Source organism: Pedobacter sp. AK017 (assembly GCF_014200825.1).
GTDB classification, from domain to species: Bacteria; Bacteroidota; Bacteroidia; order Sphingobacteriales; family Sphingobacteriaceae; genus Pedobacter; species Pedobacter heparinus.
Map to the genome: position 1 here is coordinate 587,349 of NZ_JACHCW010000001.1, position 25,367 is coordinate 612,715.

The following is a 25,367-nucleotide window of genomic DNA, read 5'->3' on the forward strand; positions in this document are numbered from 1 at the left end:
GAATTGAAAGAAATATTAATTTTTGACCAGAGTGTATTTACCCCAGAAATCTGTCGGGCTCATCATGTCCTGAAAATCGATACCGCCACGCATGCCACCGCCGCCACCGCTACTGATCCGCATACCGCCACCGCCGCCGCCACCAAAGTTTCCACGGTTACCACCACCAAATCCACCATCCAGGCCGGGTAACTGCAGGCCGTTAACTTTAATGTTGTAAGCAAATTCTTTTGGCGAATCGACAGAAATGCCTAAAGCTTCCAGAGGGATCCCTATTTCATAAAAAAAAGAATTGTCTTTTTCTATGCTGGCAAAGGCTTTGATGCCAAATTCATTGTAAATGGAAATGAGGGTATCAGTTGTATTTTTAAAACCTTTGATCTTGATTTCTTTTGCCTGTGCCAGTTGTGTTTTCTGCATAGCAGCCATTATAGAATCCCTTTGTTTGGTATTGGGTTGACCGCCACCGCCACCCATGGCCATGCCCATCGCTCTGAACTGTCCCCTGTTGCCACCTTGTCCGCCTCTGCTGGCCCTTTGAATGATAGGATAGGTAAGCATGATGCTTTCTTTTTCTTTTTTCTTTCCGTCAGGGTTTATAGAGAGCGTAATCCCTCCTGCCAGTATTTTCATATTATTAGGTACATCGGCAGATTTAATTACCAGATAAAGGTTTTTGTCATCATTGCTCATGATGTAAGCAATATTGGTACGCTTGTTTACAGAAAAATTGGCATCCTGCCATTCAAAATTTTTACCATCAATTTTAACAGCATGCGGAGCCTTCACACTAACCTCCTGAAGTTCAGTAACTTTTTGTGCATTTACTGCTATACTAAGACCTGTAAGCAGGAAAATATTAAATAGTGTTTTTATATATCCTTGTTTCATATTTGGTGTTCTACTAGGTTGTAACTTTAATTTAGACGTTATAAAATGTTTTTGGTTTAATCCTTATCTTATATTAAATCACATCATTGTTTCCTTAACATAAAAAGACTGCGAATTAAGCACAAAAACAATTCATTTAACTCTTTTTAACTTAATTTGTTACATAAGAACCCAAATACCCGGGTTATTTATTTCTGGTCAGATCAGATCAATCCTTATCCAGTCCATTCCTGCAGCCTTAGCGGCTTCCACTCCGGGAACGCCATCTTCAAAGACCATACATTTTGATGGTTCCACATCCAACAATTCAGCTGCTTTTAAAAAGGGATCAGGAAAGGGCTTGCCTTTGACGGTGTCCCCTGCACAGATCAAAACTTCTACAAGATCAGCAATACCCAGCACCTCCAGGGTTTGTGCAATAGCCTCCCTGTCGCCACCCGAAACTACACCAATACGCACCTTACCTGCATTGGCCTTAAGGTGTTGCACTACAAAATCTATGGGTACAATCTTTTGTATATATTTGGCTGCATACAGCTCGGCTTTTCTTGTCCTAAAAGCAGTCGGATCTATATTGCTTTTATAACGGTTATTCATTTCTACTACCACATCAGCTACCGGCCATCCGGCCAGTTCATTGATCATGGCCGGATCAATACTTAGTCCATATTCATGGGCTGTGGCTAAGTAAGTGGCCGTATGTGCGGGCATGTTATCGGCAAGGGTACCATCACAATCGTATAAAAAAGCCTGGTAATCACCTGCTGAAAGCTGGTTGAGTTTTAAAAATCTGGATTGCTCCATATAAGGTAAAAATTAATTGATTAATGACTGGCAGGCACTTCCTGCCTTTTCTGGAAGATATAAATGAGGTAAACCAGTGCCGGCAGGATAAATATACTGCCAATGAGCAGGGCATAACCTAAGGAAGCTATGGTTCTGGCCTGACCCTGGTGGGTCAGCAAGGAAAGGTTTTCACCGTTTTTCAGTAAAACAATATCTGGGAAGTGGGTATAAGTTGCCGCAAATAAAATCATGGTAACCTGAAAACCGGCCAGCAGCCGCAATAAAATTGGCTTGTCTTTTTTAAGTGCATAAAACATGACCAGCAATGAAATACTGGCTGCAATGATTGCAATTAAGCCAGGTGTATCCCCAAAGATCCATGAAGCAAGTGGAATTCCTTCCGAATAAGCGGCTATAAACACCAAAGCACCGCAAAACATAACGATAAAAATGGTTCTGCGGGCTTTCCCCACAAAATGCTCCCTATCGCCATCATTATCTGTTTGTCCGATGATAAAAATGGTAGCCAGGAAACCGCAAATGCTTACTGTAAAAATACCTACGGCTACAGAGAACCAGTTGAGCCAGCTGAATATATATGCCGACAGGAAATTATTTGCCGAAGGGTCTATTTGTCCGGATACTGAACTGGCAGCAATAATACCCAGAAAAAATGGAGTAATTAAACTGGAATACACAAATATAGGCGTATATATTTTTTGCATGTCATCTTTTACGGCATCGTAGTTTCTGAATACAAAGGCAGTGCCCCTGGCAATAATGCCCAACAGCATGCAAACCAGCGGAATATGCAGGTAAACAGAAATGGTGGTGTATATTTTAGGAAAACCGACAAACAGGATCACTATGGCTATGATGAGCCACATGTGGTTGGCCTCCCATATTGGGCCTATGGCCTTGTACATGGTTTTCCTAGTCTTGGCTTTATTGGTTTTTGCCGTCATCAGCTCTATAATGCCAGCACCAAAATCAGCCCCGCCAAGCAGGATATATAACAAAATGGCCGTCCACAGGAAAACAATAACTACATATATCATAAAGCTAATTTTTAGATTGAACTGATTCGGAATCGTATAAGCTGTCTACCATAGTAATCTGACGGTACAGCAATAAACTTACAATGATAGCCAGAGAGATATAAACTGCCGTAAATAAGTAGAAAGAATACACAATGCCCGGCATAGGCGTTACCGCATCAGCAGTACGCATTACCCCCCTGATGATCCAGGGCTGGCGTCCCACTTCCGTTACCGTCCATCCTGCTTCTAAAGCAATAAAACCCAAAGGTGTTGCTGCAACAAAGAGCTTTAACAGCCATTTACTATCCAGCCATTGTTTTTTCTTCCACAAAGCGATGAAATACAAAATGGCAATCCCTACCATGGCCATGCCCAGACCTACCATGACCTGGAAAGCATAATGGGTAACTGCTACAGGTGGCTGATCTTCTTTCGGCACCGCGTCAAGCCCTTTCACTTCCCCGTTAAAATCGCCAGTGGCCATAAAGCTAAGCAGGCCAGGGATCTTCAGGGCATAATCTACTTTTTTATTCGCTGTATCGGGAATCCCGCCTATAATGAGCGGGGCAAACTTTTCGGTATGAAAATGGGCTTCCATAGCGGCCAGTTTTTCTGGCTGTCTTTTGGCAACATCTTTTGCAGAAATATCGCCGCTTAAAGGTTGTAAACAGGCCGCTACAGTTCCAAACACCGCAGCAATTTTAAAGGCCTTACTGTGAAAAGCCACATTTTTTCCTTTAAGGATCATGAGGGCGTGCACACCGGCAACGGCAAAACCAGTTGAAACAAAGGCAGCCACACACATATGCAGCGATTGTGAAAACCAAGCTTCATTGAACATGGCTTTTATAGGGTCAATGTTTAAATACTGTCCGTTAATGTAATCAAAACCGGCTGGGCTATTCATCCAGGCATTGGCAGCAACCACCAGAATCCCCGAGAGCAAGCCGCTTACCCCTACCACTACACCCGTAGCCCAATGGAACCAGGGATTGAGCTTATTCCAGCCATACAAGTAAAATCCCAGGGCTATCGCTTCTATAAAAAATGCCGTCCCCTCTAAAGAAAACGGCATTCCAAATATGGGTCCGGCATGCTCCATAAATTTGGGCCAGAGCAAACCGAGTTCGAACGAAAGTACGGTGCCCGATACCGCTCCTGTAGCAAAGAAAATTGCAACCCCCTTACTCCAGGCTTTTGTTACATCTCGGTAAACCACCTTTTTGGTTTTGAGCCAGTAAAAATGCGCTACCGACATAAAGAAAGGCATAACCATGCCAATGCAGGCAAAAACTATGTGAAAACCAAGGGAGAAGGCCATTTGCAGGCGGGCAGCTAAAAAATCGTCCATAATGTACTTTTAGTAAACCTTATGTGCTAAAAAGAAATCGTTTAACAAAAGTACGGCTTATCTGTTATTAAAGGGCCTTTTTCCCGAATTATTATTCATAATTTTCAGCTACTCACCAATTTTCATTTTCAGTAGTATTGAAACTGAACATCCGGGTAAGCACCTCATCCATTACTTTAGCTTCGTTTCTTAAAAAAGAAGGTTTCAATTCGTACTGGTTGTTTTTAAAGGCAAATTCAGCATAGCTGATCTTTGCATTGTTTTTTTCGTAATAGTTCATGATCATGATCTTTTTAACGGTAACCCTGTAATGCCCCTCTTTAAAATCTACCAGTGCAAAGGCAGAGAAAAGCGTACTTCTGGTATAAGGCGTCAGGATATTTGAAAATTCTGCCCCCTTGGCATCAAAAGCCGAAAGAAAGCCCCATAATTCAGCCGGTGCTGTTTCAACCTGCTTAAAGATGCCGGAACGCCTAAAATAGTGCTCAATACTTTCCCTGCTGGCCCCAGTATCAAATACCTTTTGCCAGATCAGCTCGTAGTTTACAATCTTGAATCCGCCTGACTCATCCAGGGCCTTTCCTGATGCAGGTACAAAACGTTCCTTATTTTCTGGCACCGGCGCAGGATAAACATCGTCTTTTTTCTCTTTCTGCCCAAAGGCCGAGAGCACTGTGCCAAAAGCCAGCGCTGCTAATAAAACTGTTGTTTTCATTTGTGTAAATGTTTGTGTGTAATCAAATATATCATGTTTAAGCCTAAATTTTTAAGTATATATTAAAATGTTGCATAAAATCATAAAAATATTTTATTTCATACAAAGAAATATATAACTGCTAAATATGATAATTTATTTTATTATTATGATAATTATATATAGATTTACGGATAACTAACTGATTGTTTATTTATAAACCAACCTAACATGTGTAGTCTCAAAAACCACCTGTATCTTTTTATGCTTTTTACCTTATTGTTCACGCTTTCCTGTAAAAAACATAAGCCTCTGGCAAAAAGCCCCACTCCGGAAGAAAAACAGCCTGATCAGGTACTTATACCTGTAAAACTGGAAGCCAGCAGCCTGGTAATCACATTAAAATATAAGGAAAATACAGCGCAGCTTATTGCAATAGAAAGCAATGATGGACATAAAATAGCCATATCTTACAACAATAAGCTCCAGCTTTCTGTACTGGAAAAATACAGGAATAACCAATTGTATTATGCGGCCTATTATGAAACCAATGCACAAAAGCTGGTTCTGCGGACCAACCAGTTTGAACATGACCCTATATTTAACAGCTTTACACCTATAGGTTTCTATACGCTGGATTATAATGGTCAGCAGCAAATAACCGGGGTTAAATATTACGGTAACAGCAGCACAGACCAGCTGCTACGGTCATATAGTTTGGCATACAGCTCTTCACAAAACCTATCAGCAAATACTGTAGCCATTTACCCCAACCAGACCAACCAATTGAATTACAGCTTCGACAACAAAAAAGGCATTGCCAGTCATATAGCTGAAAGCTGGTTATTTGCTTTTGAAGCGGAATATTGGTTTCTCCTTTCTTCCGTCAACAACATTTTAAGCTATGCAAACCAGAAAACACCGGCCGAAAATACCGGCTTCAGCTATGAATACAATACTGACGGCTATCCTTCAAAAATGACCATTACAGGAAACAAAAGCACACAGGTATTTAAAATAACGTATAAAACATTACAACAGTAATTATTTTAATAGTTTTTGAGCCCTGAACAGGTTATCCGTAGCTTGGAGAAGTTTGGCTTTCAGTTGAGGGTGGTAATCCGGGTGTGTATTAAAAAAATGGCTGACTATCCTGGCGGCTTCTGGACTTTGATAATAGCTAAAAGTAGCTGTCAGCCAATTTTGAGGAAAAAAGATGTCACCGGTTGTCTGGATCTCCTCCAGCATTTGCAGACTTTTATCCAGGTATTTTACAGACCCGGATTGCCTTAAAGGATGATGCAGGTAATATAATGCAGCAGTGACGTTAGCTTCTTTTTCTCTGTTTGCTTTTAATTCCAGGCTCTTAAAAAACCGGTCACGTTCAGTTACATCAGCAGAAAGTGCAGGCATGATAAACTCAAATCTTTTCTTTCTGTCGGCATTACTTATACGCAGCAATTGCGTTTTTAATACAGCAGCGTCTGCACCAGCTCTTAAAGCCAGCGAAAAAGCCAATGAAGTATAATCATCTTCCGATAGCTTTACTCCGGCAGGGGCCTTTTGAACTTTCCATACTTCATACAGCCGGCTGGCAGCAGCTTTGCTTAAAAATATGTTCTGGTAAGTTTTGAACAAAAGCTTTTTAAGGTTAGGGCCTTGCTGTTCAAGCATGGCCTCCCATATTTTCTTTTCCAATAACTCTGTAAGCTTATCCCTTTCCTGTTCTGAAAGAAATTCCCAGTAAACCGTACCAATATAACCAGTAATCAGATTCAGGTTTAATTCTTCTTTTTCTTTAGTCAGGCCTTCCACAAAAAGGGTCAACAACGCTGCCGGCTTAATATACCTGTCATTCAGCATATTCTCATAAAGGGTAATGTAAGCAGTGGCGCGGTTTACAGGTTTTTCCATGTCATACAGATGATTGAACATATCCATATCCAGGGGCCATAATCCATAACCCTGACCTGATGAGTTGAACAATACAAATAACGGCACATCCAATCCTTCTGCTTCTTTTAATTCAATTTGCGCTGCATTTAAATTAACCGGTATTTTCCTGGTATAACCCTGATAATAAAATGTGAGTTCAAAAAGCTGGGGCCAGATTCTTTGCCTGCCATATTCAGCTACCTGTTTAATCGTAAACCTGCCGATTTTATCTCCTTTTTTCTCAATGGTATAATCTACAACAGGTCTGCCCGGCTCATTTACCCATACCTTATTCCATCCTTCTAAATCCTGATCCGAATATTTATTCAGCATACCAATCAGGTCGGGCCATGAAGCATTGCTGTTGGCAAACTTTTTAAGATACGCCCTTACTCCCTGCCGAAATTTATCTTTTCCCATTAACAGTTCCAGCTGTTGCATCATAATCGGCGCCTTATGGTAAATGATATTACCATACATTGTACCGGCATCCTTCAGGTTATCTAACTGCTGGCGAATTGGATTTGAGCCGGCAGTACGGTCTACACCATAAGCCGCCGGAAAATGGTCTATTAAAAATTTCAGGTCAAAAACGGCCTTACCTACATTTCCTTCTGCACTTTTATCTGCCATAAAATTGGCAAACACTTCTTTCATCCAGACATCTGTAAACCAGGTCATGGTTACCAGATCACCAAACCACATATGTGCCGTTTCATGGGCAATCAGGTTGTTTCTTGAATTCAGCTGATCTTTTGTGGCCGTACTGTCTAAGAATAAAGCTGCGGCTTTATATTGTATGGCCCCTACATGCTCCATCCCCCCAAACTGAAAGTCGGGTATGGCTGCAAAATCAAGCTTTTGAAAGGGATAAGGAATCGCTGTCCAGTCTTCCAAATAACTCATGGCATCCTTATGGAGCTTAAAAAGCTCCTTCATACTGTGCGTTATCTTTGCAGTATCTGTTTCACGGTATAAAAACTCTGTTTTTCCCTTACCAATGTTTCCGGATTGCTGTTCAAACTTACCGGCTACAAAAGAAAAGAGATAGGTACTTAAAGTATCAGATGTTACAAATTGACAGGTCTTACGCCCATTTAAAATTATAGCTTCTTTTAAAGGTGCGCTGGAAATGGCTTTCCAGTCGGCCGGCACTTTCAAAGTCAGGTTATAAGTTGCTTTAAGATCAGGCTGATCAAAGCAGGGAAAAACTGTTCTGGCCCGATCAGGTACGAACAAAGTATATAAGTAATCGGCATTACGGTTTAATGCGGCCTCTCCTGACTGGAATTCTATTTTAACCTGATTGCTTCCTTTTTTCAGATACTTTGCAGCAATCAGTAAATGTTCTTTTTCATGCTGTATTGGAATGTTCTGACCGTTTACAATCAGCTTCCTGACTTTTGATGATGCTTCTTTGAAATCCAGCTGTAAAGTCTGGTCGTTGGCACTCAGATGAAAGCTTAGCAGCTCAGTTGCAGCAATATTCCCGGTTCTTTCCTTTGGAATGTCGAATTCGAGGGTATAACTGATCTTGTCAAGCACTGTTTTCCTATATAGGGCCAACTCCTTAGAAACCCCCGTTTCTATTTCCTGCCCTGTGGCAATTTTTGAGGCAGAACACAGGAAGAAAACAAAAATAATCCCTAATAATATATGACGATGACTGATCATAGCACCAATATATAAGTAATTTCTAATTTATGTGTCAAGTTTACTTTTAAACCAGATCTTTATGTAGAATGCACAATCATAAATGTAATTTAGTGCCAAACAAAACTTATAATTTAAAACAAACTTATAAACTGATGAAAACAATGTTTAAAACCATGCTGGTGCTGGCAATTGCAGCAGCACTGACTAATGATCTTCAGGCGCAGGGCTTAAAAATGCCCCAACCCAGTACGGCTCAGACCATTACCCAAAACTTTGGTTTAGGTAAGATCACCCTGAACTATTCACGCCCCAATGTTAAAGGCCGCAAGATATTTGGCGCTATGGAACCTTACGGAACGGTATGGCGTACTGGCGCAAATTCTGCTACTGTGATCAGTTTTACAGAACCTGTTAAAATTGAAGGTAAAGAATTGCCTGCCGGAGATTATGGCTTGTTTACCATCCCTGGTAAAGATGAGTGGACAGTGATCTTTAATAAAGGCGCCAAACAATGGGGTGCTTATGAATATAAGGAAGCAGAAGATGTACTGAGGGTAAAAGTTAAAGCCATTAAATTAAAAGATAAAGTAGAAACCTTTACCATGCAGTTTGCAAACGTATTGCCTGCCACTGCGCAATTGCAGCTAATGTGGGAAAATACGGCTGTAAATGTGGAATTAAGTACTGAAATTGATGCCACGGTAATGGCAAGTATAGACGAAGCGATGAAAGGCGAGAAAAAACCTTATTTCCAGGCTGCCCAATATTACTATTCGAATGGCAAGGATTTAAACAAAGCTTTAGAATGGATCAATGCTGCCGAAGCCGCCGATGGCAAAGCACCATGGATTAAATTATGGAAAGGACGCATCCAGCTGAAAATGGGTGATAAAGTTGGTGCAACAAAATCTGCAACTGCTGGATTGCAGCTGGCTACAGAAATGAAAAACCAGGAATATGTGCGCCTGCATACTGAATTGTTGAACGAAGCAAAGAAATAGTGCTTCATATAAAAAAGCCTGATATTGTTCGTTTTTAAAATATCAGGCTTTTTCATATCCCATACAGGGCTAATAAAGTTTAAACTTTAAAGAAATGTCAAGTCCGTCCCATTACTCTTTCTTAACCTGAAGTGACCGCTCAAAGGATTGATACAGCGTTTCATAGCAGGACTTAAAATCTTTCGCATCTTTATAAGCAGACTCATACATAAAGGGGCCATTATAGTTTACTTTAGCAAGTGCTGTAAATATGGCTACCCAATCGTTTTGCCCTTGCCCACTACATGGGAAAAAATGGTTTTCCGCCCTGCCTGTTCCATCTGCAACATGTAGCGTCTTTACACGTTCGCCCATGGCATCTATCAACCGCTCAGGATTTTTAATATGGTTAAGGTCTATAGCCGAATAGATATCCGCAGGCAATCTGTTCATGATCTCTACAGTTTCCTCTACAGTGCGGCATAACGGTCGTTCCCGCCTTGCATCTACCAGTAATTCAGGACCCAGCATATTCTCTATTACCAAAGTGGCATTTATGGCTTTCACTACCTTATTCATTTCGACTGCCGATTTAATCATCTGACTTTTACGCAACTCGCGTTCGTTAAGGCCAAGATACCAGCTTGGATGAAACAGGATGAGTTTGGGTTTAAGGATACTGCAAAAACCAAGTATTTTTTTGTGTAATTCCATCACTTTTTGACGTTCAGCCTCATCGGGCAGCGAAATGTCTATTCGTTTACCAAATAACATATGCACCGACCATATTTCTATCCCCGCATCATCTGCTGCCTTTTTTGCTGCCTTAATTTTTGCGGTTATCTGCTCATCTGTAAACTTAAAATTTCTGGCTGTATCGACATATGGCCCCAAAAAGGTTTCAATGCAAGCTATTCCGTTAGCCTTGGCATAAGCCATACTTTCCGGGGTAATTTTATCAATGGGGATAGAATATCCTATACGTAAACGTTTTGGTGCAGATGAACTTTGCTTAACGTTTTGCTGATTCACAACATGCACTGTAACCGTGCTGCTGCGTTTACCCGAAGGTGTAATTACGACCGACTTGATAATTCTTTCCTGACTTGGTGGTACATTTATAATTACAGGCCCCTTATATAAATAATCTGTTTGGTATGGAAAATAACCATTAATCGTATAGTAAATTTTTGCGCCCTTTACCGGGACTTTATAATCCAGCAGATAAGTAGCAGCCGTTATTGTTGTATCCTTTGCTCCTATGGGGCTGGGTACATGAAACATAGTGCCAGTTTTATCCAGCTTTGCCAGATGGACAGTTAATTTCTTCTCGGAGAAATTAATCCAGCTTTTGTTCTGTGGCATGGTCCATGCGACTTCAGACAAGGCAAAAAGTCTTGGCAGCAGCATGTATAGTGCCTTGTCTGGCGTTGCTATATATTCCGACCACAGGTTAGCCTGCACACCTATAATGCGTTTTTGCTGCAATGGACTTAGATTTTCAGGCGTTGGATTGTAGGAATAAACTTTACTTAAGGGTAAAAAAGAACCATGAGTTAACGGACCCTCATCGGCTTTGTTCTCCGTATAATTGAAATATAAAAAAGCACCGGGGGTCATGATCACATCATGGTCCTGCTGTGCAGCAGCAATACCACCTTTGGTACCGCGCCAGCTCATTACTACAGCATTTTTTGCCAATCCACCTTCCAATATCTCATCCCAGCCTATAATCTTCTTACCTTTGCTGTTCACATATTTTTCCATCCGTTGAATAAAGTATGATTGCAACTCATGCTCGTCTTTTAAACCCAGGTCCCTAATCCTTTTTTGACAATACCTGCAGGTTTTCCATCGGTCTTTAGGGCATTCATCACCGCCAATATGTATGTATTTTGCCGGGAAAAGTGACATCACCTCGTCCAATATATCTTCCAGGAACTTAAATGTTTCTTCCTTGCCTGCACAGTAAACATCAGGAAATATTCCCCATGTCTGAGCAGCCTTGAAAGGTCCCGGGTCATCACCACAAGCAAATTGAGGATAGGCAGACAATGCTGCCAGGGAATGCCCGGGCATTTCAATTTCAGGAATCACGACAACATACTTTGACGCCGCATAAGCAACTATCTCACGTACCTCTTTTTGAGTATAAAAACCACCGTAACGGATGCTGTCATATACTTCGGGTTTCGTCCTTAATTTACCAATAAGGGTTTGCTCACGAAATCCCCCAACACTGGTTAGTTTTGGATATTTTTTAATTTCTATCCGCCAGCCCTGATCCTCTGTTAAATGCCAGTGAAAAGTGTTTAGTTTATACTGGGCCAGTAAATCAATATATTGTTTGATAAAACTGACCGGAAATAAATGCCTGCCTACATCCAGGTGCAGGCCCCGGTAACTGTAACGCGGGTAATCTTCTATTTCGGTGAAAGATAGGGCACTTCCCTCATCGGGGATGAGCTGCAATAAGGTTTGCAAGCCATAAAACAAACCCTTTTCGGTATCAGATACTATTTTGATACCACTGGCATTTACAGACAACCGGTAGCCTTCATCCGGCAGCTGAATAGTTTTATCCAGGACAACCATAAGTCCTTTATTTGAACTATGTTTAACGTTTGTAGCTGCAGCCTTGAACCACAGGGTTTTAGTGGCAAATTCCTTTAATCCCGCCGGCACTTGTTTAAAGCCACTAAATGTTACCGGCGTACTTTGGGTTAAGTGATAAATACCCTTACTGACTGTAATTTTAACCGGGGCTGGAATAATAGTTGATGTCTTGTCCTGCGCTTTACTGTAAAGACAGGCTAAAAGCAATAAAACTAAGTATACTCTTGTTTTCATCTGTTTATATTTTTTATTTCACTACGTGAGGGAAAGGTCATAATGATTTATTAGGAGAATTATCAGAAGTACTTTTTAAAGATAGCTGCAATTATGGGCTGCAGTTTTTGTACAAACCTGTAATTGCCGAGATCATTAGGGTGCGCATAATCTGTTGAGGCCTCATGATCATCACCAAAAAAATCTTTGACATCAATAAAATAAAAATCTCTGGTATGTCTGGTAAGCAGGATGTTGGCAATGCTGTCGACAGCCTTGTTTTGGGCTAAAACTTTGGCTCCCATTTTCACATCAACAAATCCTTGTTCGCGGCTAATACTATTCAGTAATATGATCGGTTTGCCTGGATGTGCTTTCTGAATCGCCACCACCATATTTAAAGTACGGTCTTTTATTTGCTGTACAGATGCGTTCGGAATACAATCCAATAAATATGCATCAGCTTCCACATCATTTACCATAGCAACTACAGCAGGTTCCATTTTAGCACTTCCGCTCATGCCGATATTGATAAAGTCGTAACCAAAATGACGGGAAAGCATGGCCGGGTAGGCCAAACCTGAACGACTGGCAGATGCTCCCTGGGTAACACTCGATCCATAAACTGCAATACGTTTTTTAAACACATTGGCTGTAGACTTGATGATGCTTCCAGGCGCCACGCCTATCTCAAGACTACTTAGTTCATTATAGGTAGGTAAGTATAGCATAAATTTTTTCTCTCCTTTGGCCATATTTTCCACAATAACTGCTTGTGCACATTTCTTGTTATCGGGTTTGGCTACCCCTGCAAACTGCCATTTGCCTTTGTTTTGCACATAAAGGTTTAAGCCCTGGCTATTTATTGTAGTCATGTTGCTATAGGTAAGCGGCTTATTTATACACCATTTTGCCGATATGGATGTGCTGTTGCTGCTGAAGCAAATGGCCAGTCCGGCCGAATGGCTAAGCAATCTTTTAACAGGTGCCGGTAAAGTTGGATATTTTGCTGTATCAATTCGCTGATAAGGATTGGTAGTATTAAACAACTTGCCCGATATATACAGGCTGCTGGCATTTGTGTAAACAATGCTGTCCGTCTGTGCCAGTAAACGGGTAGAGTGGCAGAAGGCGATTGCTACGATCAGGCCTTTTAACATTTTTTTTTTCAAGGTGGTACAAGTTTATAACCGTTGCATCCATTAGGAATGCAACGGTTGAAATGGATATTATTTATTGTATTTAATAGAAACGTGACCTAACCTGGTTATACCAGTAGCGGCAAGCGTTCCGCCCGAGGGTGATGTAGAATTACCGACCGTTTTGTTTTTAACCCTAAGCCTGATGTACAGATTGGTTAAACCTGAAGCGGCCAGCGGGAACTGAAAATTCAAACCTTTGCAGCCTGGCACTTGTGTTAACAAGGTATTGGTGTAATCTACCTGGTCCTGCAGCGTGTACTCTGACAATAAGTTCCATGTGCCTGAATCTGTACCGGTGGCGGACCACTCGGCAATGAAGTTGGTTGGTCCGCCAATGTTGCTGGTGCCCTCTATTTGCATAGATATAGGTTTGGTAATTCCGGTAGTTGAGGTTGTAATTAGCCACCATGCACCAGTATTTTTTGCATCGTCCCACCATTTATTACAATACCATGCCCCATTTCCAATAATTCCTTTAACCGTGGTTGACTCGATCAGCAGCCCGTTAAAATCAGAAGTAGTAATGATACCGTTGGGAGCAGTAAAATCGAGTGGAGATTTTAGACTTTGGGTTAATGTACCCGTACCGATATCTGGTGTTAAGGGGTTCTTTGCAGCTGTGGGACCCACTGCATTTTCTGTTTTAAACCTGCTCCACTCTACCAGTACATTGGAAAAACCATCATTACGGTCTTGCCTCAAATCGATATCCTCACGCGTAACATGCCTGATGGAATATTTTCCAATATTGCCGCCATAACGTGGAAGTTCCTCATGCACTACAATGCCACCAATATTGCCGGATCCTTCCGGCACGTGGTTGCCATCCCTGCGATACGGGACATCTATATTGGTCAGCATATACATGCTATTTCCATCAATATCCCTAATATTCAAAGGATATTCGTCTGTTCTTAAAATATATCCTTCATTGATATTGAAGAAGCTTCCATTGGGTATACTGACCTCTACCTGCTTTAATTTTACGTAGGTATACACATCTTCATCGGTTAAATCCTTCATATACATTTCCCTTGGTAAAACAGGTCCTGAGGAAGCAACTTTAGACATGACATTGATAGATTGTACCTGGTCCAGCGTTACACGGGCAGGGTTTGTTTCCTTTTTGAGCGTAACACCTTTCAGCCAGAGCCGGACTATCTCGTTACGGCCAAAAATATTATCACCACCTGTTTTGGCCCTGATCCGGAAACCCGATTTTCCATCCAGGCTTTGAATATAGGAAGTAATGCTGTTTTCATTCTTATCTACCACATGTTTGTTCGTGGCACTATTGGCGTTCTGACCCATATTCGGATTGCCCTTATCACTAACAATTACCCCTTCAATATAAATATCCTCGGTAATCGGGCCTGCAGCCAAGGCAGTTTTCACGTAGGCAAAGTCTTTTAACAGCGCATTATCATAACCACCTTTAGGATTTTGTTTAACAACGATAGAATCTTTGGTAAGTGTACCCAACGCATCCAGATAGGACAATCGCAATACCGCCTGGCGAGGCTGATCCGAAGTATTTTGACCCAGTGTAAAGACAAGATTGGTGCCCTTGATATCCATGTTGGAGATCCAACCTGTTCCGCCGGCAACATCATAAATCTCAGCATGCTGCATCAGGTTAAAGGGCACATTGGTTACTATTGCAGTTTTCATGACACCCCCGTTGGCAATTCCATTAGCGTTTGCATCTGTGATATTGATTGCAGGCACCAAGCCCCTTTGTTGTAAGCTGATGGTATCGGTTTTATGATCGGCAGTAACAACAATAGTAACTGAACGTGGCAGGTTCCCTGTATTGCTTTGTACAGTGGCCTGGAACTCCCCTTTTCCGCTTCCCGATTCACGGTCTAATTTTACCCAGGATGCATCACCTTTAATTTGTAAATTCCAGTTACCATCGGCATACACCAGTATCCGCGTACTCGCAGCTGTATCTGCAACTCGGACGATCCTCCTGTCAATGGAAAGACTGGTTTTAAATTGGGTATCATCTTTCTTACAGCCATAAAAAACTGCACTAAACAATATGGCCAATAGCACAAAGGGTATAGTGGCCTTTATTGCTTTATATAACGAAATTACTTTCATGATCTCTTTTAATTTGTATGTTTAAATTCCATAATAACTGGCTTATGGTCGGAATAACCTGCGGTAAAATCATCCCTGATGAAATGGGCAGTTGTTACTTTCTTGATCAAATCTTTGCTTACATATATATAATCAATTCTTCTTTTTGGAATACTGCCCGGTTCTACGATTTTGCCCGCATCTTTCAGCCCAAAATCCAGAATTTGCTGCTGCACCTGAAAATCCAGGGATTTCCCATCTACCAGATTATCATGATAACTGTATTTTTTGGCAGCTTCCTGTAAACTTTTCAATGCATCGCCATCTTGATAATTGTCTTTATCCAAAGGACTAAAAGAATTGAAATCCCCCATAATCATCCATCTTTCCCGTACCGGGGCTACGGCCATAGTACCAAGTATTTCCCCGATCTCTTCCCGTCTTTTTCTGTATTTATGTGGATTAAGATGCAATACGATCACGTTCAGATCTTTAATTTTACAGACAATAAAACCATGGGTCATATTGTCTGTAATCTTCTGCACATCCACAATAGGATATTTTGAAGTAATACCAACAGGATATCCTGTTGTCTTGACCAATATCGCATACGGATGTCCATATCTGGCAGCCATTTCCTCGAGGGACAGCTGGGTAAATTTATTACATTCCTGCAGTGCCAGAATATCAGGTGCATAAGATTTTACCCAGTTTACAAATACCTGCTTACCTTTGGTGGTATCATTTTTCATACCTTCCAGGATATTATAACTGATAACCCTTAATTTATGCTGGGCAAATACTTGAAGACCGCTGCAGTTCATGATGAGTGCCAACAGCAAAAAGGTGGTTTTTAATTTCTTCATAATTATAGTTTTTTAGCCTAATTGCCTGTATACTTCGGGTTGCTCAATCTGCCTTCAGATCTTGACACCTCACTATCTGAGATTGGATAATATTCATGATAAGGCCTTAAATTATCGTTAATGACAGAAAATTCTGTTGCCGAGGTGGCCTTTACGGCCTCGTAAAAAGTACCCCAACGCACCAGATCCCACTTGCGGGTATATTCGCCCATGAGTTCTCTGGCCCTTTCTTTTTTTAACTCCTCAAAAAACGCTTCTTTGCCCGGATAGGCAGTTAACTTATAAAGGGCCGATGCCCGTTCTTTCACCTCGTTTATACTTGACATAGCCAAGTTGGCGTCTCCTGTTTCGTTGGCACATTCTGCCATCAGTAATAAAGCATCCGCATACCTGAACACCTTCTGGTTATTTCCATCAGAAGCATTGTCCATACCCGGGCACCAGAATTTAGGCCCCATCCATGGCTTTCCGGTCCCATTAGCACTCATCGGTCTTTTAAAAAAAACGCCGTTATAAGTATAAGCCAGGATAATTTCACGACGCGGATCATACACGTCATAAAGGGACATGAAATATTCTGTAGGAGTTACCGGAGTATAGGGATTTGCTGTTGCGCCCAACTCCGGGATGGTTACACCATCATAAACTGCCTGGGAAGCTGTTTTACTTGGTGTAAAAAAGCAAGCAATATTGGTAGTCTTTTTAAGCCCCGATACCGACCATGTAAACTGTACCTCAAAAATAGATTCCGGCGTATTCTTGTTCCGGAAATAAGTATCTGTTAGCGGGTATTGTAAGAGCTGTCCGTAAATTTTCTGGATTTCTTTCGCTGCTGCCAGGCCCGTTTCGTAATCTTTATTCCAAACGGCCATTTTAGCGATCAGCATATTGGCCATGGGGCCGGAAATCCGGTTTCCGGGTACATCAGAAGTTCTTTTGGCAGGGAGACTGGGTGCATATTTCTGAAGATCTGAAATTATCGTTTTACGGGTTTCAAAAGCACTCATCCTTCCAAGTTTAGCTACCTTATCCAATACTTCAAGCGATGATACTGCATCTGTATAATAAGGTACATCGCCAAAGGTTGAGGTAAGGATATAATAGTACATGGCCCTGAGTGTTACTCCTTCTGCAATCAAAGCCTGTTTACGCGTATCGCTGACAGGTGATTTTTCGATACCCTGTATCGCAGAGTTGCAATACATCACCCCCTGATAACAATTGGTCCATAGATTTCTGCCCATACCAGGATTGGCTGGTGAAATTTCAAATCTCTGATCTATAGCAGAGGAATTTAAAAATCCAAGGTCGGTGCCCCCCTCGTTGGCCAACATCAATCCAGATGTAAAAATAGCGTTAAAAGGAATATAGCAGCCATTTAAGGCAGCTATACATTGATTCTCGTTCTTGAAAAACTGATCGGGTGTAACAAAATCCTCAGCATTTTCCATCAACGATTTTTTACATGAACTTAGCGCTATTGTAGCAAGTGCGAAAAACATCAGCAACAGGTTAGTAAGTTTTATTTTCATCATTTTATAGCTTAAAATGTAATATTTAGAATTTGATTTCTGCACTGAAAGTCACTGTCCTGCTGTTTGGATAGGCTCCGTTATCCATCCTTCTAATGGTTGATCCGCCGCTTTGGGTGGATACTTCCGGGTCATAACCGTTATAATATTTCAGCAGGTAAAGGTTGTTTCCGCTGGCTGTAAGCGAAAGCGATTTTATATTGTTGTTGGTAAGTTTCAGCAGGTTAAATGTATAACCGAGAGAAACATTCTTCAACCTCAGGAAAGAAGCATCATGTAAAAACCTGTCATTCGGAATATCATCCTTTGAATCGGCACGCGGATAATCGGAAGTTGGATTACGTATTGGATGCCATGCATTCACCATATACTTAAACTGATTGGTCAGATAAGTCCCGGTGCCCATAAATAATTCTGTCGGATTGTAAATTTTTCCGCCAATAGAATAATTAAGATAAATACCCAAATTAAATCCATGAATGTTAAAAGTGTTCTGGATCCCACCATACAGTTTCGGGTCTGAATCACCTAAATAAATCAGGTCGCTGTTGTCTAACAAACCATCATTATTCTGGTCAATATAGCGTTGGCGACCGGGAGAATAGAAATTAACAGCTGATGAAGCATATTTTTTATCAATTTTATTCTGATCGATCTCTGCCTGAGACTTCCAGACTCCACCATATTGCATGCCCCACAGCGCATTCAGTGGTCTTCCCTTTTCATAACCATACATCATATACTGTGCTCCAAAAGGATTGGCATAAGCAATGATCCTGTCCAGCCCCCCTATATCATCAACCATTTGACTATTATGCGCAAAAGTGAGCGTGGTAGACCAGGTAAAGTTTTTTTTGACAATATTTTTTGACTCAATGGTCAGCTCCGCTCCTTTGTTTGATGTTTGTCCAATATTTGTCAACCGACTCACGTAACCCACCTGTGTAGGCAATTGTACGGTAAGCAGCAGGTCGGTAGTTTTACTGGTATAAGCATCAAATGTTAAGGAAAGACGATTCTTTAAAACAGAAAGGTCTAATCCTATATCATAAGAGGCTGTTTTCTCCCAGGTCAGTCCTTCATTAGAAATTCTGATCGGAAAGTAGGAAACCGGAGTAACCCCATCAAATATATATCCGCCAGAACTGGAGTTTAGCTGCGACAAAGATTGATACCTCGAAATGGCATCGTTACCGGAGATGCCCGCGCTTATACGCAGTCCCAGCTCATCAATATGTTTTACACCTTTCATAAAACCTTCCTTTAGGATGTTCCATTTAAAGGCTGCGGAAGGAAAATATCCCCATTTATGATTAGACGCAAAATTTGAAGATGCGTCGGCCCTTCCAGTTACAGTTAGAAAATACCGGCCATCGTAGTTATAATTGATCCGGGCCAGGTTGGAAACCTTCTTTTGTCTGGACAGGCCCGACCCTACCGCTAGTGTTTCTTTTGATGGAACAGCCCCCAGATCATTTGTACCGATATCATCTATAAAATAACCATCACCGCTGGCTGAGAAACTAGATGTCCAGTACGATTGAAAGGTAATGCCATACAAGGCATCAAGATGATGCTTGTTCCATACCTTGTTATAGCTAATGGTATTCTCATTCAAAATGTTATTGTCCTCTGTCGAAAACTTATAGGCATAAGCCCCTGAATTCTTACTCATCCTGGTAGGGAGCGTTGAGGGATAAAAGGTATTGTCAAATCTATTAAAATCATAAAATGACAACGAACTCCTGATTTTCAAAGATTTAACAGGACTCACTTCTACAAACAACGACGAAGAAAGGGTTTTTCTTAGCTGAAATTTTTCCTGAAGCAGCGAATTGGCCAAAGGCGAGTCAAACAGCGTACCTGTATACCATTGTGTATTAAAGTCGTTCAGACTGCCATCGGCTTTATATGCAGCTATGGTAGGTGATAAAAATACAGTGGATTTATACCACAGGGTACTTGTACCGATATCGGCCTTGTTTACATTCTGGTCCAGATAAGCGTAGTTGAGCCTGAGACCGGATTTTACATATTTATTGATCGTTTTATCAAGGTTCAGCCGGGCCTGATAGCGTTTCAATCCGCTATTTATGATAATTCCCTGCGTATTGTTATAATTGGCAGAGAAATAATAGCTGGTTGATTTATCGCCTCCTGATGCAGAAAAAGTATGGTTGAGGTACGGTGCTGAACGTGAAATTACTTTTGTCCAATTGGTACCTTCGCCCAGGCCAATAGGATTCTTATAAGGGTATTCTTCAAGTGGCTTACTTTGGTTGACCCCAAGAGAAAAGAAAAAACGATCGTTTTGCAGATTTGCAAATTCCTCAGCATTCATCAGGTCCAGAAAACGGGGCAATTGTGCTCTACCATAATCTGCATGATAAATAAAGCTGGTTTTACCATTCACCCCCATCTTTGTAGTGATAACAATAACACCGTTACTTCCTCTGGAGCCATAAATCGCTGTAGATGATGCGTCTTTAAGTACCTGTATAGATGCAATATCACTTGGGTTCAAGTCATTCAGGCTATTTATCGCATCGAGCACACCATCTACGACATATAAGGGCTCGTTGGTTGCCGAAATAGAGCGGGTTCCCCGTATACGTATAGAAGTACCAGCACCAGGTTCGCCGGTAGTGCTCACAATTTCTGCACCCGCAATTCTGCCCTGTAACATCTGGTCGACGCGGATTACAGGTACATTTTCAATATCTTTCATTTTTACCACAGATACTGCTCCGGTAAGATCACTTTTTTTAACCGCCCCATAGCCAATTACTACTACCTGCCGTAAGTCTGATGCCTGCTCAGTCATGGTTACAATTATGGGCTTCTGATCTTTAATTTCGACTTCAAATGTGGCATATCCGACTGAGCTAAAGACCAAAATTCCTTTAGCCTCTGGTACGCGGATGCTGTATTTCCCGTCTTTGTCTGTTATTGCTACTATTGCCGTACCCTTAAGCTTAACGCTAACGCCAGGTAATGTCAGGCCCTTTTCGTCAATTACCTTGCCCTGTATGATTACCGATTCAACCTCCAATGTTGCATTTACAGGTTGGGATACCTTTTTTACCACAATTGATTTGTTACTCACAGCAATTGCATAAGTATATGGCTGCCCCTGTAGTATTTTTTTTAAAGCCTCATTTAGCGGCACATTTTTCAGGCCGACGGTTACAGGTCTGGCATCTTTTAGCTCTTTATAGTTATAAAAAAAGAAGTAGCCACTTTGCTGTTCGATGCTGGCAAAGACTTTTTCCAGAGGAATGTTCTGCCCAGTCAGATTAATATTTTGGGAGTAGCTTTTAGCACTTATCTGTAAAAAGGATAATGTTAAAAATAATACGATGATATTAAGCCTCATGATTAGGTTCTTAGTGTCCGGTGGTATTCGAAATAACCCTAAATAGTTATTTGGTTGTTTATTGGGTAATATTTTACTACATAGCAGTTCCTTAATATTAAAGTTTAATTGCATAGTTTTGTATTGGTTGAATAATGAATTCTGTTAGAAATTTTTTTACTTGGCCATTATTTGGAGAGTGCCGCAAACACTCTCCTTTTTTTTGGGGCCATTGGTGAAGGTCTGGTCTTTATCTATCCATAATTATCTTTTGAAAGGTTTAATTAATCGGTTACAATTATTTTTTTATCTACAATTTTAAAATGAACATTGCTCATTTTTAACACCTTCAAAACTTCCGACAGGTTCACGCTCCGCCTTATCTTACCAACAAATTCATCGTCTGGAATTTTACCCTCATAAGCAACATCTATATCATACCATCGTGACAATTGCCGCATAATGGTTTGTATATTGTCCCTGTTAAACTTAAAATAGCCGTTTTTCCAGGCCATAGCCTGCTCCGTATCAGCTTCATTTATCCTGATGTTGTTTTGCCCGTCAATATCAGCCTGTTGTCCCGGTTTCAAAAGACCACTTTTATCACCTTTTGAAATTCTTACCGATCCTTCCAGCAGCGTAGTTCTGGTTTTTGTCTCCTCGCTGTAAGCCATTACATTAAAATGTGTGCCCAGTACTTCAACTGTGGCACCATTTACAGTCAGTTTAAATGGTTTATTTTTATCTTTTGCCACCTCGAAATAGGCCTCTCCCCTAAGCTCCACGTTCCGTACGGCACCTGTAAAAGCTACAGGGAATTTTAATGAAGAGGTTGCATTCAGCCATACTTTACTTCCATCAGGTAATACAATGGTGTATTGTCCCCCTCGCGGGGTAGTAATGGTGTTGAATTCGGCGTTAACGGCGTTAGCCTGATTGCTGTTAGACCGGTAGACCACTTCGCCATCCTTAGTCTTATTGATGATACCGTTCCTTTGCTTTGCAAGCTCACCATTTCTGGCTTCGTTCAACGCAATTACCAACCCATTGGATAGGGTTAACATCGCCCTGTTACTGCCCGGTACAATGTCTGCCTGATGAACTTTGTTTCTTCCCAGGTTATTTAAGGGTTGATGAGCACTATAATACAGATATAAGCTTATAGAAGAAACGATCAAGAAGCTAGCCGCAATACCAATCCAATAGTACAACCGTTTACCAATTACCTGAATATCGGGTGCCTGTAATTCTATATGTGTTGAAATGGAATTAAACACCCGCTCAAAAACCATTTCGTCGTCTGGCTCTTCAACCGATATATGTCCGGTAGGTTTATTCAATTGCTCCAGGATCAGAGATCTGAGTAACTCCGGGTCTTCTCCGGCACGGAAGAAAACAAACAGTTCAGCTACTTCTGCAGGAGAACATTGGTTATTTAAATACTTATGAAATATTGGTGTAAGACGATCCTGGTTTTCCAAATTATATTATTTTTATGCCAATACGCAGCTGCCAGGCTTTTCATCTGCTCTGATATAAAAAATAATTTTATTTAATGAAAAATGCCAGCAAAAACAGCAGTGCAAACTCTTTAGACACGAAAAGATATTCTCTAACAGAACGTGTTGCCTTAACAATATGATCATTAATCGTTGAGGTAGATATCCCCAATTCTACGCTAACTTCCTCGTAAGTTTTGCCTTCCAGTTTACAAAGGGTAAAAACGTGACGGCGTTGAGGTGGCAGGGATGCTACGGCCCGGTTGATAAGAGCTTCTCTTTCTTTGCTATAAATAGCCTCTTCAATATGCGAGTAGTTTTCCGTCGCAACGGTCATCAAAATTGCCCCCATATTTTTATCACGGCTTGCCTTTCTGAAAAAATCATAGACCAGGTTCTCGGCAATTCGGAATAAATAAGCCTTAAATACTTTATCTGGATCTAGTGAAAGGCGATTTTCCCATATTTTTACAAACAGCTGCTGCAGCAATTCTTCTGCCTGGCTTTCAGATTTCAGCAGTTTCCGAAAATTGTAATATAATTTGCGTTTATAGCGATGGTATAATTCCCCAAAGGCACCTTTATCGCCCTTTTGTAAAAGGGCAACGAGTTCTTTTTCATCCACCAAAGTTAAATCAGGTTTATGTAGTTTCAAGTTAAATAGTGCTAAAGCTTCGGGATAATGAAAGCAATTTAAACATTAAGAAGTCAATATAAAAAAAAATTAAATATTTGAATGTCTCCCACTCAGCATACAAAAGTCAGCTAATGATATTAATTTTATAGCAACGTATTGTTAAGAAATAGATTTTGATATGGACATGCCGCAGGAAGCCTATTTTTCTTTACGCATGACTTGTTGAACCAGCAGGGATATCAACACCACCAGCACACAGCCAATCACGTTTAACCACAGGTATGCAACAACATCCCGACTACCCAGCAGCACGATAATAGCTTCGGTTAGCAAAGCTGCAATGAACACAGCCCTCCCGTTTACTTGTCTTACATAAAAAGCGACCAGGAAAACACCCAGTATAGTACCATAAATATAAGAGCCCAGTATATTTACAGCTTCCAGTAAATTGCCAATTTTACTGGCATATAAAGCCATTATGATACAAACTACCCCCCAAAAAACTGTCGCCAGCCGCGATGCCTGCAGATATTGGTGATCTGAACCATCTTTTTTGATTAGCCGCTTATAAATGTCTATTACTGTTGTAGAAGCCAGTGAATTTAAAGCACTTGCTGTGGAGCCCATAGAGGCCAGGAAAATAATGGCGATCAGCAAACCTATTAACCCTTTTGGCAAATATTGCGTTACAAAACTCAAAAAGATATAATTATTGTCTTTTATATTGGCATGCTCATCATTCTTTACCATCAAATCAGTAACCTGTTTTCTGATGGCCTTTTCTTTCTCATCGGCTGCCTGTAGAGCCTTTCTCTGTGTATCAATGCGTGCTTTATCATTTGCATCAAGTGCTGCATTCATTTGATTTACTTCCTGCTGTTTTTCTTCAAAAGCACGGTTATAGTTTACCTTTATTTGATCAAGTTCAGGCGCATAGCTGCTCTTTTCCAGCTTATTCAGTTCAAAACTGTTGAAGAAGATGGGCGGACGGTTATACTGATAAAAGGTGAATACCAATACCCCGATCAGCAGGATCAGGAACTGCATCGGTATTTTTACCAGGCCGTTCATCAACAGGCCCAGCCTGCTCTGGCTAACAGAGGCGCCCGATAAATACCTGCCTACCTGGCTCTGGTCGGTACCAAAATAAGAAAGCTGCAAAAAGAAACCACCTATCAAGCCGGTCCATACCGTATATTGGTTGTTCAGGTCCAATTTAAAATCTATGGCATTTGTACGCCCCATCTTTCCAGCTATGCTAATGGCCCGGCTGAAACCGATGTCGCCGGGAAGCAGGTGTACCACCATAATGCCTGCGGCAAACAGTCCGCAAAAGATGATGCTCATTTGTAGCATCTGTGTATAAGAAACGGCTTTAGTACCACCATAGACGGTATAAAATATGACCAGGCTACCAATAAACAAAGTAGTATAAGTGGTATTGATATTCAGTATAGTTGATAAAATAATCGAAGGGGCATAAATGGTAATCCCAGTTGAAAGACCCCGTTGAATTAAAAAAAGAAAGGCCGTTAATGCCCTGGTTTTCAGGTCAAACCTTTGTTCCAGATATTCATAAGCGGTGTATACCTTTAGGCGGTGAAATATGGGCACAAATGTGATGCACAGGACGATCATCGCCAATGGCAGTCCGAAATAAAACTGTACAAAGCTCATTCCTGAAGAATAGGCCAGGCCGGGAGCTGATAAAAAAGTGATGGCACTGGCCTGGGTAGCCATTACAGAAAGGCATACATGGTACCAGGGCAGCGATTGATTGCCCAGCAGGTAACCCTGAATATTTTGCGCTCCACGGCTCTTGTAAATGCCATAAACTACTATGACAACTAGCGTTAAGATCAATACGGACCAATCTGCAGCACTCATTCGAAATACTTGGTAAAGGCGTAAAAAATCAAGATCAGAAATACCAGCCAGGCAATCAGCAGGCGGTAAAACTGTTTCCAGGTTTTAACAAAAGGGGGGAGTTCCTGTTCCTCTGTTTGTGTTTCCGCTCTTTTCATGGCTT

At 41.1% G+C, this 25,367-nt stretch carries 18 protein-coding genes; 2 read left to right on the forward strand and 16 right to left on the reverse strand.

Annotation, left to right across the window (positions count from 1 at the left end):
• Positions 1-15: 15 nt before the first annotated feature.
• The 5 genes from HDC92_RS02660 to HDC92_RS02680 form a co-directional block, all read right to left on the reverse strand.
• A complete protein-coding gene (locus HDC92_RS02660) occupies positions 16-891 on the reverse strand; it encodes a hypothetical protein (RefSeq protein WP_012781554.1) in 876 nt (291 codons plus the stop codon).
• A 198-nt stretch (positions 892-1,089) separates the two neighbouring features.
• Positions 1,090-1,695, reverse strand: a complete 606-nt coding sequence (locus tag HDC92_RS02665) for an HAD family hydrolase (protein WP_012781553.1) — start codon at positions 1,693-1,695, stop codon at positions 1,090-1,092.
• Between the two features lie 20 nt (positions 1,696-1,715).
• On the reverse strand, positions 1,716-2,735 hold the full coding sequence (locus HDC92_RS02670) for a cytochrome d ubiquinol oxidase subunit II (RefSeq protein WP_012781552.1): 1,020 nt from the start codon (positions 2,733-2,735) through the stop codon (positions 1,716-1,718).
• A gap of 4 nt (positions 2,736-2,739) precedes the next feature.
• Complete coding sequence (locus HDC92_RS02675) at positions 2,740-4,068, reverse strand: cytochrome ubiquinol oxidase subunit I (RefSeq protein WP_012781551.1); 1,329 nt, start codon at positions 4,066-4,068, stop codon at positions 2,740-2,742.
• Between the two features lie 112 nt (positions 4,069-4,180).
• Positions 4,181-4,783, reverse strand: a complete 603-nt coding sequence (locus HDC92_RS02680; RefSeq protein WP_183872113.1) for a hypothetical protein — start codon at positions 4,781-4,783, stop codon at positions 4,181-4,183.
• A gap of 210 nt (positions 4,784-4,993) precedes the next feature.
• Here HDC92_RS02680 and HDC92_RS02685 point away from each other — a divergent pair, with 210 nt between their 5' ends.
• Positions 4,994-5,806 carry a hypothetical protein gene (locus tag HDC92_RS02685; RefSeq protein WP_183872115.1) on the forward strand — a complete coding sequence of 271 codons (813 nt, stop codon included), beginning with the start codon at positions 4,994-4,996 and terminating at the stop codon, positions 5,804-5,806.
• On the opposite strand, the gene HDC92_RS02690 is transcribed toward HDC92_RS02685, so the two are convergent.
• On the reverse strand, positions 5,807-8,371 hold the full coding sequence (locus tag HDC92_RS02690; RefSeq protein WP_183872116.1) for a M1 family metallopeptidase: 2,565 nt from the start codon (positions 8,369-8,371) through the stop codon (positions 5,807-5,809).
• Positions 8,372-8,505: 134 nt separating this feature from the next.
• Here HDC92_RS02690 and HDC92_RS02695 point away from each other — a divergent pair, with 134 nt between their 5' ends.
• Positions 8,506-9,354, forward strand: coding sequence for a DUF2911 domain-containing protein (locus HDC92_RS02695; protein ID WP_012781547.1), 849 nt, complete (start codon positions 8,506-8,508; stop codon positions 9,352-9,354).
• A 111-nt stretch (positions 9,355-9,465) separates the two neighbouring features.
• Here the strand turns inward: HDC92_RS02695 and HDC92_RS02700 are convergent, their stop codons facing one another.
• The 10 genes from HDC92_RS02700 to HDC92_RS02745 form a co-directional block, all read right to left on the reverse strand.
• Positions 9,466-12,183 carry a family 20 glycosylhydrolase gene (locus HDC92_RS02700; protein WP_183872118.1) on the reverse strand — a complete coding sequence of 906 codons (2,718 nt, stop codon included), beginning with the start codon at positions 12,181-12,183 and terminating at the stop codon, positions 9,466-9,468.
• 62 nt (positions 12,184-12,245) lie between these two features.
• The gene (locus tag HDC92_RS02705; RefSeq protein WP_255484378.1) at positions 12,246-13,334 is read right to left on the reverse strand and encodes an SGNH/GDSL hydrolase family protein; all 1,089 of its coding nucleotides are present in this window, start codon (positions 13,332-13,334) and stop codon (positions 12,246-12,248) included.
• Positions 13,335-13,391: 57 nt separating this feature from the next.
• Positions 13,392-15,470, reverse strand: a complete 2,079-nt coding sequence (locus HDC92_RS02710) for a BACON domain-containing protein (protein ID WP_183872120.1) — start codon at positions 15,468-15,470, stop codon at positions 13,392-13,394.
• Positions 15,471-15,478: 8 nt separating this feature from the next.
• On the reverse strand, positions 15,479-16,315 hold the full coding sequence (locus HDC92_RS02715; protein WP_183872122.1) for an endonuclease/exonuclease/phosphatase family protein: 837 nt from the start codon (positions 16,313-16,315) through the stop codon (positions 15,479-15,481).
• Between the two features lie 17 nt (positions 16,316-16,332).
• Complete coding sequence (locus HDC92_RS02720) at positions 16,333-17,850, reverse strand: RagB/SusD family nutrient uptake outer membrane protein (RefSeq protein WP_012781542.1); 1,518 nt, start codon at positions 17,848-17,850, stop codon at positions 16,333-16,335.
• Positions 17,851-17,872: 22 nt separating this feature from the next.
• Entirely contained in the window at positions 17,873-21,223 is a 3,351-nt protein-coding gene (locus tag HDC92_RS02725) for a TonB-dependent receptor (protein ID WP_255484380.1), read from the reverse strand.
• Positions 21,224-21,486: 263 nt separating this feature from the next.
• Positions 21,487-22,683, reverse strand: a complete 1,197-nt coding sequence (locus HDC92_RS02730) for a FecR family protein (protein ID WP_183872127.1) — start codon at positions 22,681-22,683, stop codon at positions 21,487-21,489.
• 67 nt (positions 22,684-22,750) lie between these two features.
• Positions 22,751-23,326, reverse strand: a complete 576-nt coding sequence (locus tag HDC92_RS02735; protein ID WP_221270905.1) for an RNA polymerase sigma factor — start codon at positions 23,324-23,326, stop codon at positions 22,751-22,753.
• Positions 23,327-23,536: 210 nt separating this feature from the next.
• Complete coding sequence (locus tag HDC92_RS02740; RefSeq protein ID WP_183872129.1) at positions 23,537-25,225, reverse strand: sodium:solute symporter; 1,689 nt, start codon at positions 25,223-25,225, stop codon at positions 23,537-23,539.
• Positions 25,222-25,362, reverse strand: a complete 141-nt coding sequence (locus HDC92_RS02745) for a hypothetical protein (protein ID WP_012781537.1) — start codon at positions 25,360-25,362, stop codon at positions 25,222-25,224. The genes HDC92_RS02740 and HDC92_RS02745 overlap by 4 nt, the downstream gene beginning before the upstream one ends.
• Positions 25,363-25,367: the final 5 nt, after the last annotated feature.

What these genes read in the sequence shown, in the direction of transcription:
- HDC92_RS02715 (WP_183872122.1), bottom strand. Translation starts at nt 16,315, where the DNA reads ATGAAGAAATTAAAAACCACCTTTTTGCTGTTGGCACTCATCATGAAC.
- HDC92_RS02725 (WP_255484380.1), bottom strand. Translation starts at nt 21,223, where the DNA reads ATGAGGCTTAATATCATCGTATTATTTTTAACATTATCCTTTTTACAG.
- HDC92_RS02680 (WP_183872113.1), bottom strand. Translation starts at nt 4,783, where the DNA reads ATGAAAACAACAGTTTTATTAGCAGCGCTGGCTTTTGGCACAGTGCTC.
- HDC92_RS02660 (WP_012781554.1), bottom strand. Translation starts at nt 891, where the DNA reads ATGAAACAAGGATATATAAAAACACTATTTAATATTTTCCTGCTTACA.
- HDC92_RS02710 (WP_183872120.1), bottom strand. Translation starts at nt 15,470, where the DNA reads ATGAAAGTAATTTCGTTATATAAAGCAATAAAGGCCACTATACCCTTT.
- HDC92_RS02700 (WP_183872118.1), bottom strand. Translation starts at nt 12,183, where the DNA reads ATGAAAACAAGAGTATACTTAGTTTTATTGCTTTTAGCCTGTCTTTAC.
- HDC92_RS02745 (WP_012781537.1), bottom strand. Translation starts at nt 25,362, where the DNA reads ATGAAAAGAGCGGAAACACAAACAGAGGAACAGGAACTCCCCCCTTTT.
- HDC92_RS02685 (WP_183872115.1), top strand. Translation starts at nt 4,994, where the DNA reads ATGTGTAGTCTCAAAAACCACCTGTATCTTTTTATGCTTTTTACCTTA.
- HDC92_RS02675 (WP_012781551.1), bottom strand. Translation starts at nt 4,068, where the DNA reads ATGGACGATTTTTTAGCTGCCCGCCTGCAAATGGCCTTCTCCCTTGGT.
- HDC92_RS02740 (WP_183872129.1), bottom strand. Translation starts at nt 25,225, where the DNA reads ATGAGTGCTGCAGATTGGTCCGTATTGATCTTAACGCTAGTTGTCATA.
- HDC92_RS02670 (WP_012781552.1), bottom strand. Translation starts at nt 2,735, where the DNA reads ATGATATATGTAGTTATTGTTTTCCTGTGGACGGCCATTTTGTTATAT.
- HDC92_RS02695 (WP_012781547.1), top strand. Translation starts at nt 8,506, where the DNA reads ATGAAAACAATGTTTAAAACCATGCTGGTGCTGGCAATTGCAGCAGCA.
- HDC92_RS02690 (WP_183872116.1), bottom strand. Translation starts at nt 8,371, where the DNA reads ATGATCAGTCATCGTCATATATTATTAGGGATTATTTTTGTTTTCTTC.
- HDC92_RS02720 (WP_012781542.1), bottom strand. Translation starts at nt 17,850, where the DNA reads ATGATGAAAATAAAACTTACTAACCTGTTGCTGATGTTTTTCGCACTT.
- HDC92_RS02665 (WP_012781553.1), bottom strand. Translation starts at nt 1,695, where the DNA reads ATGGAGCAATCCAGATTTTTAAAACTCAACCAGCTTTCAGCAGGTGAT.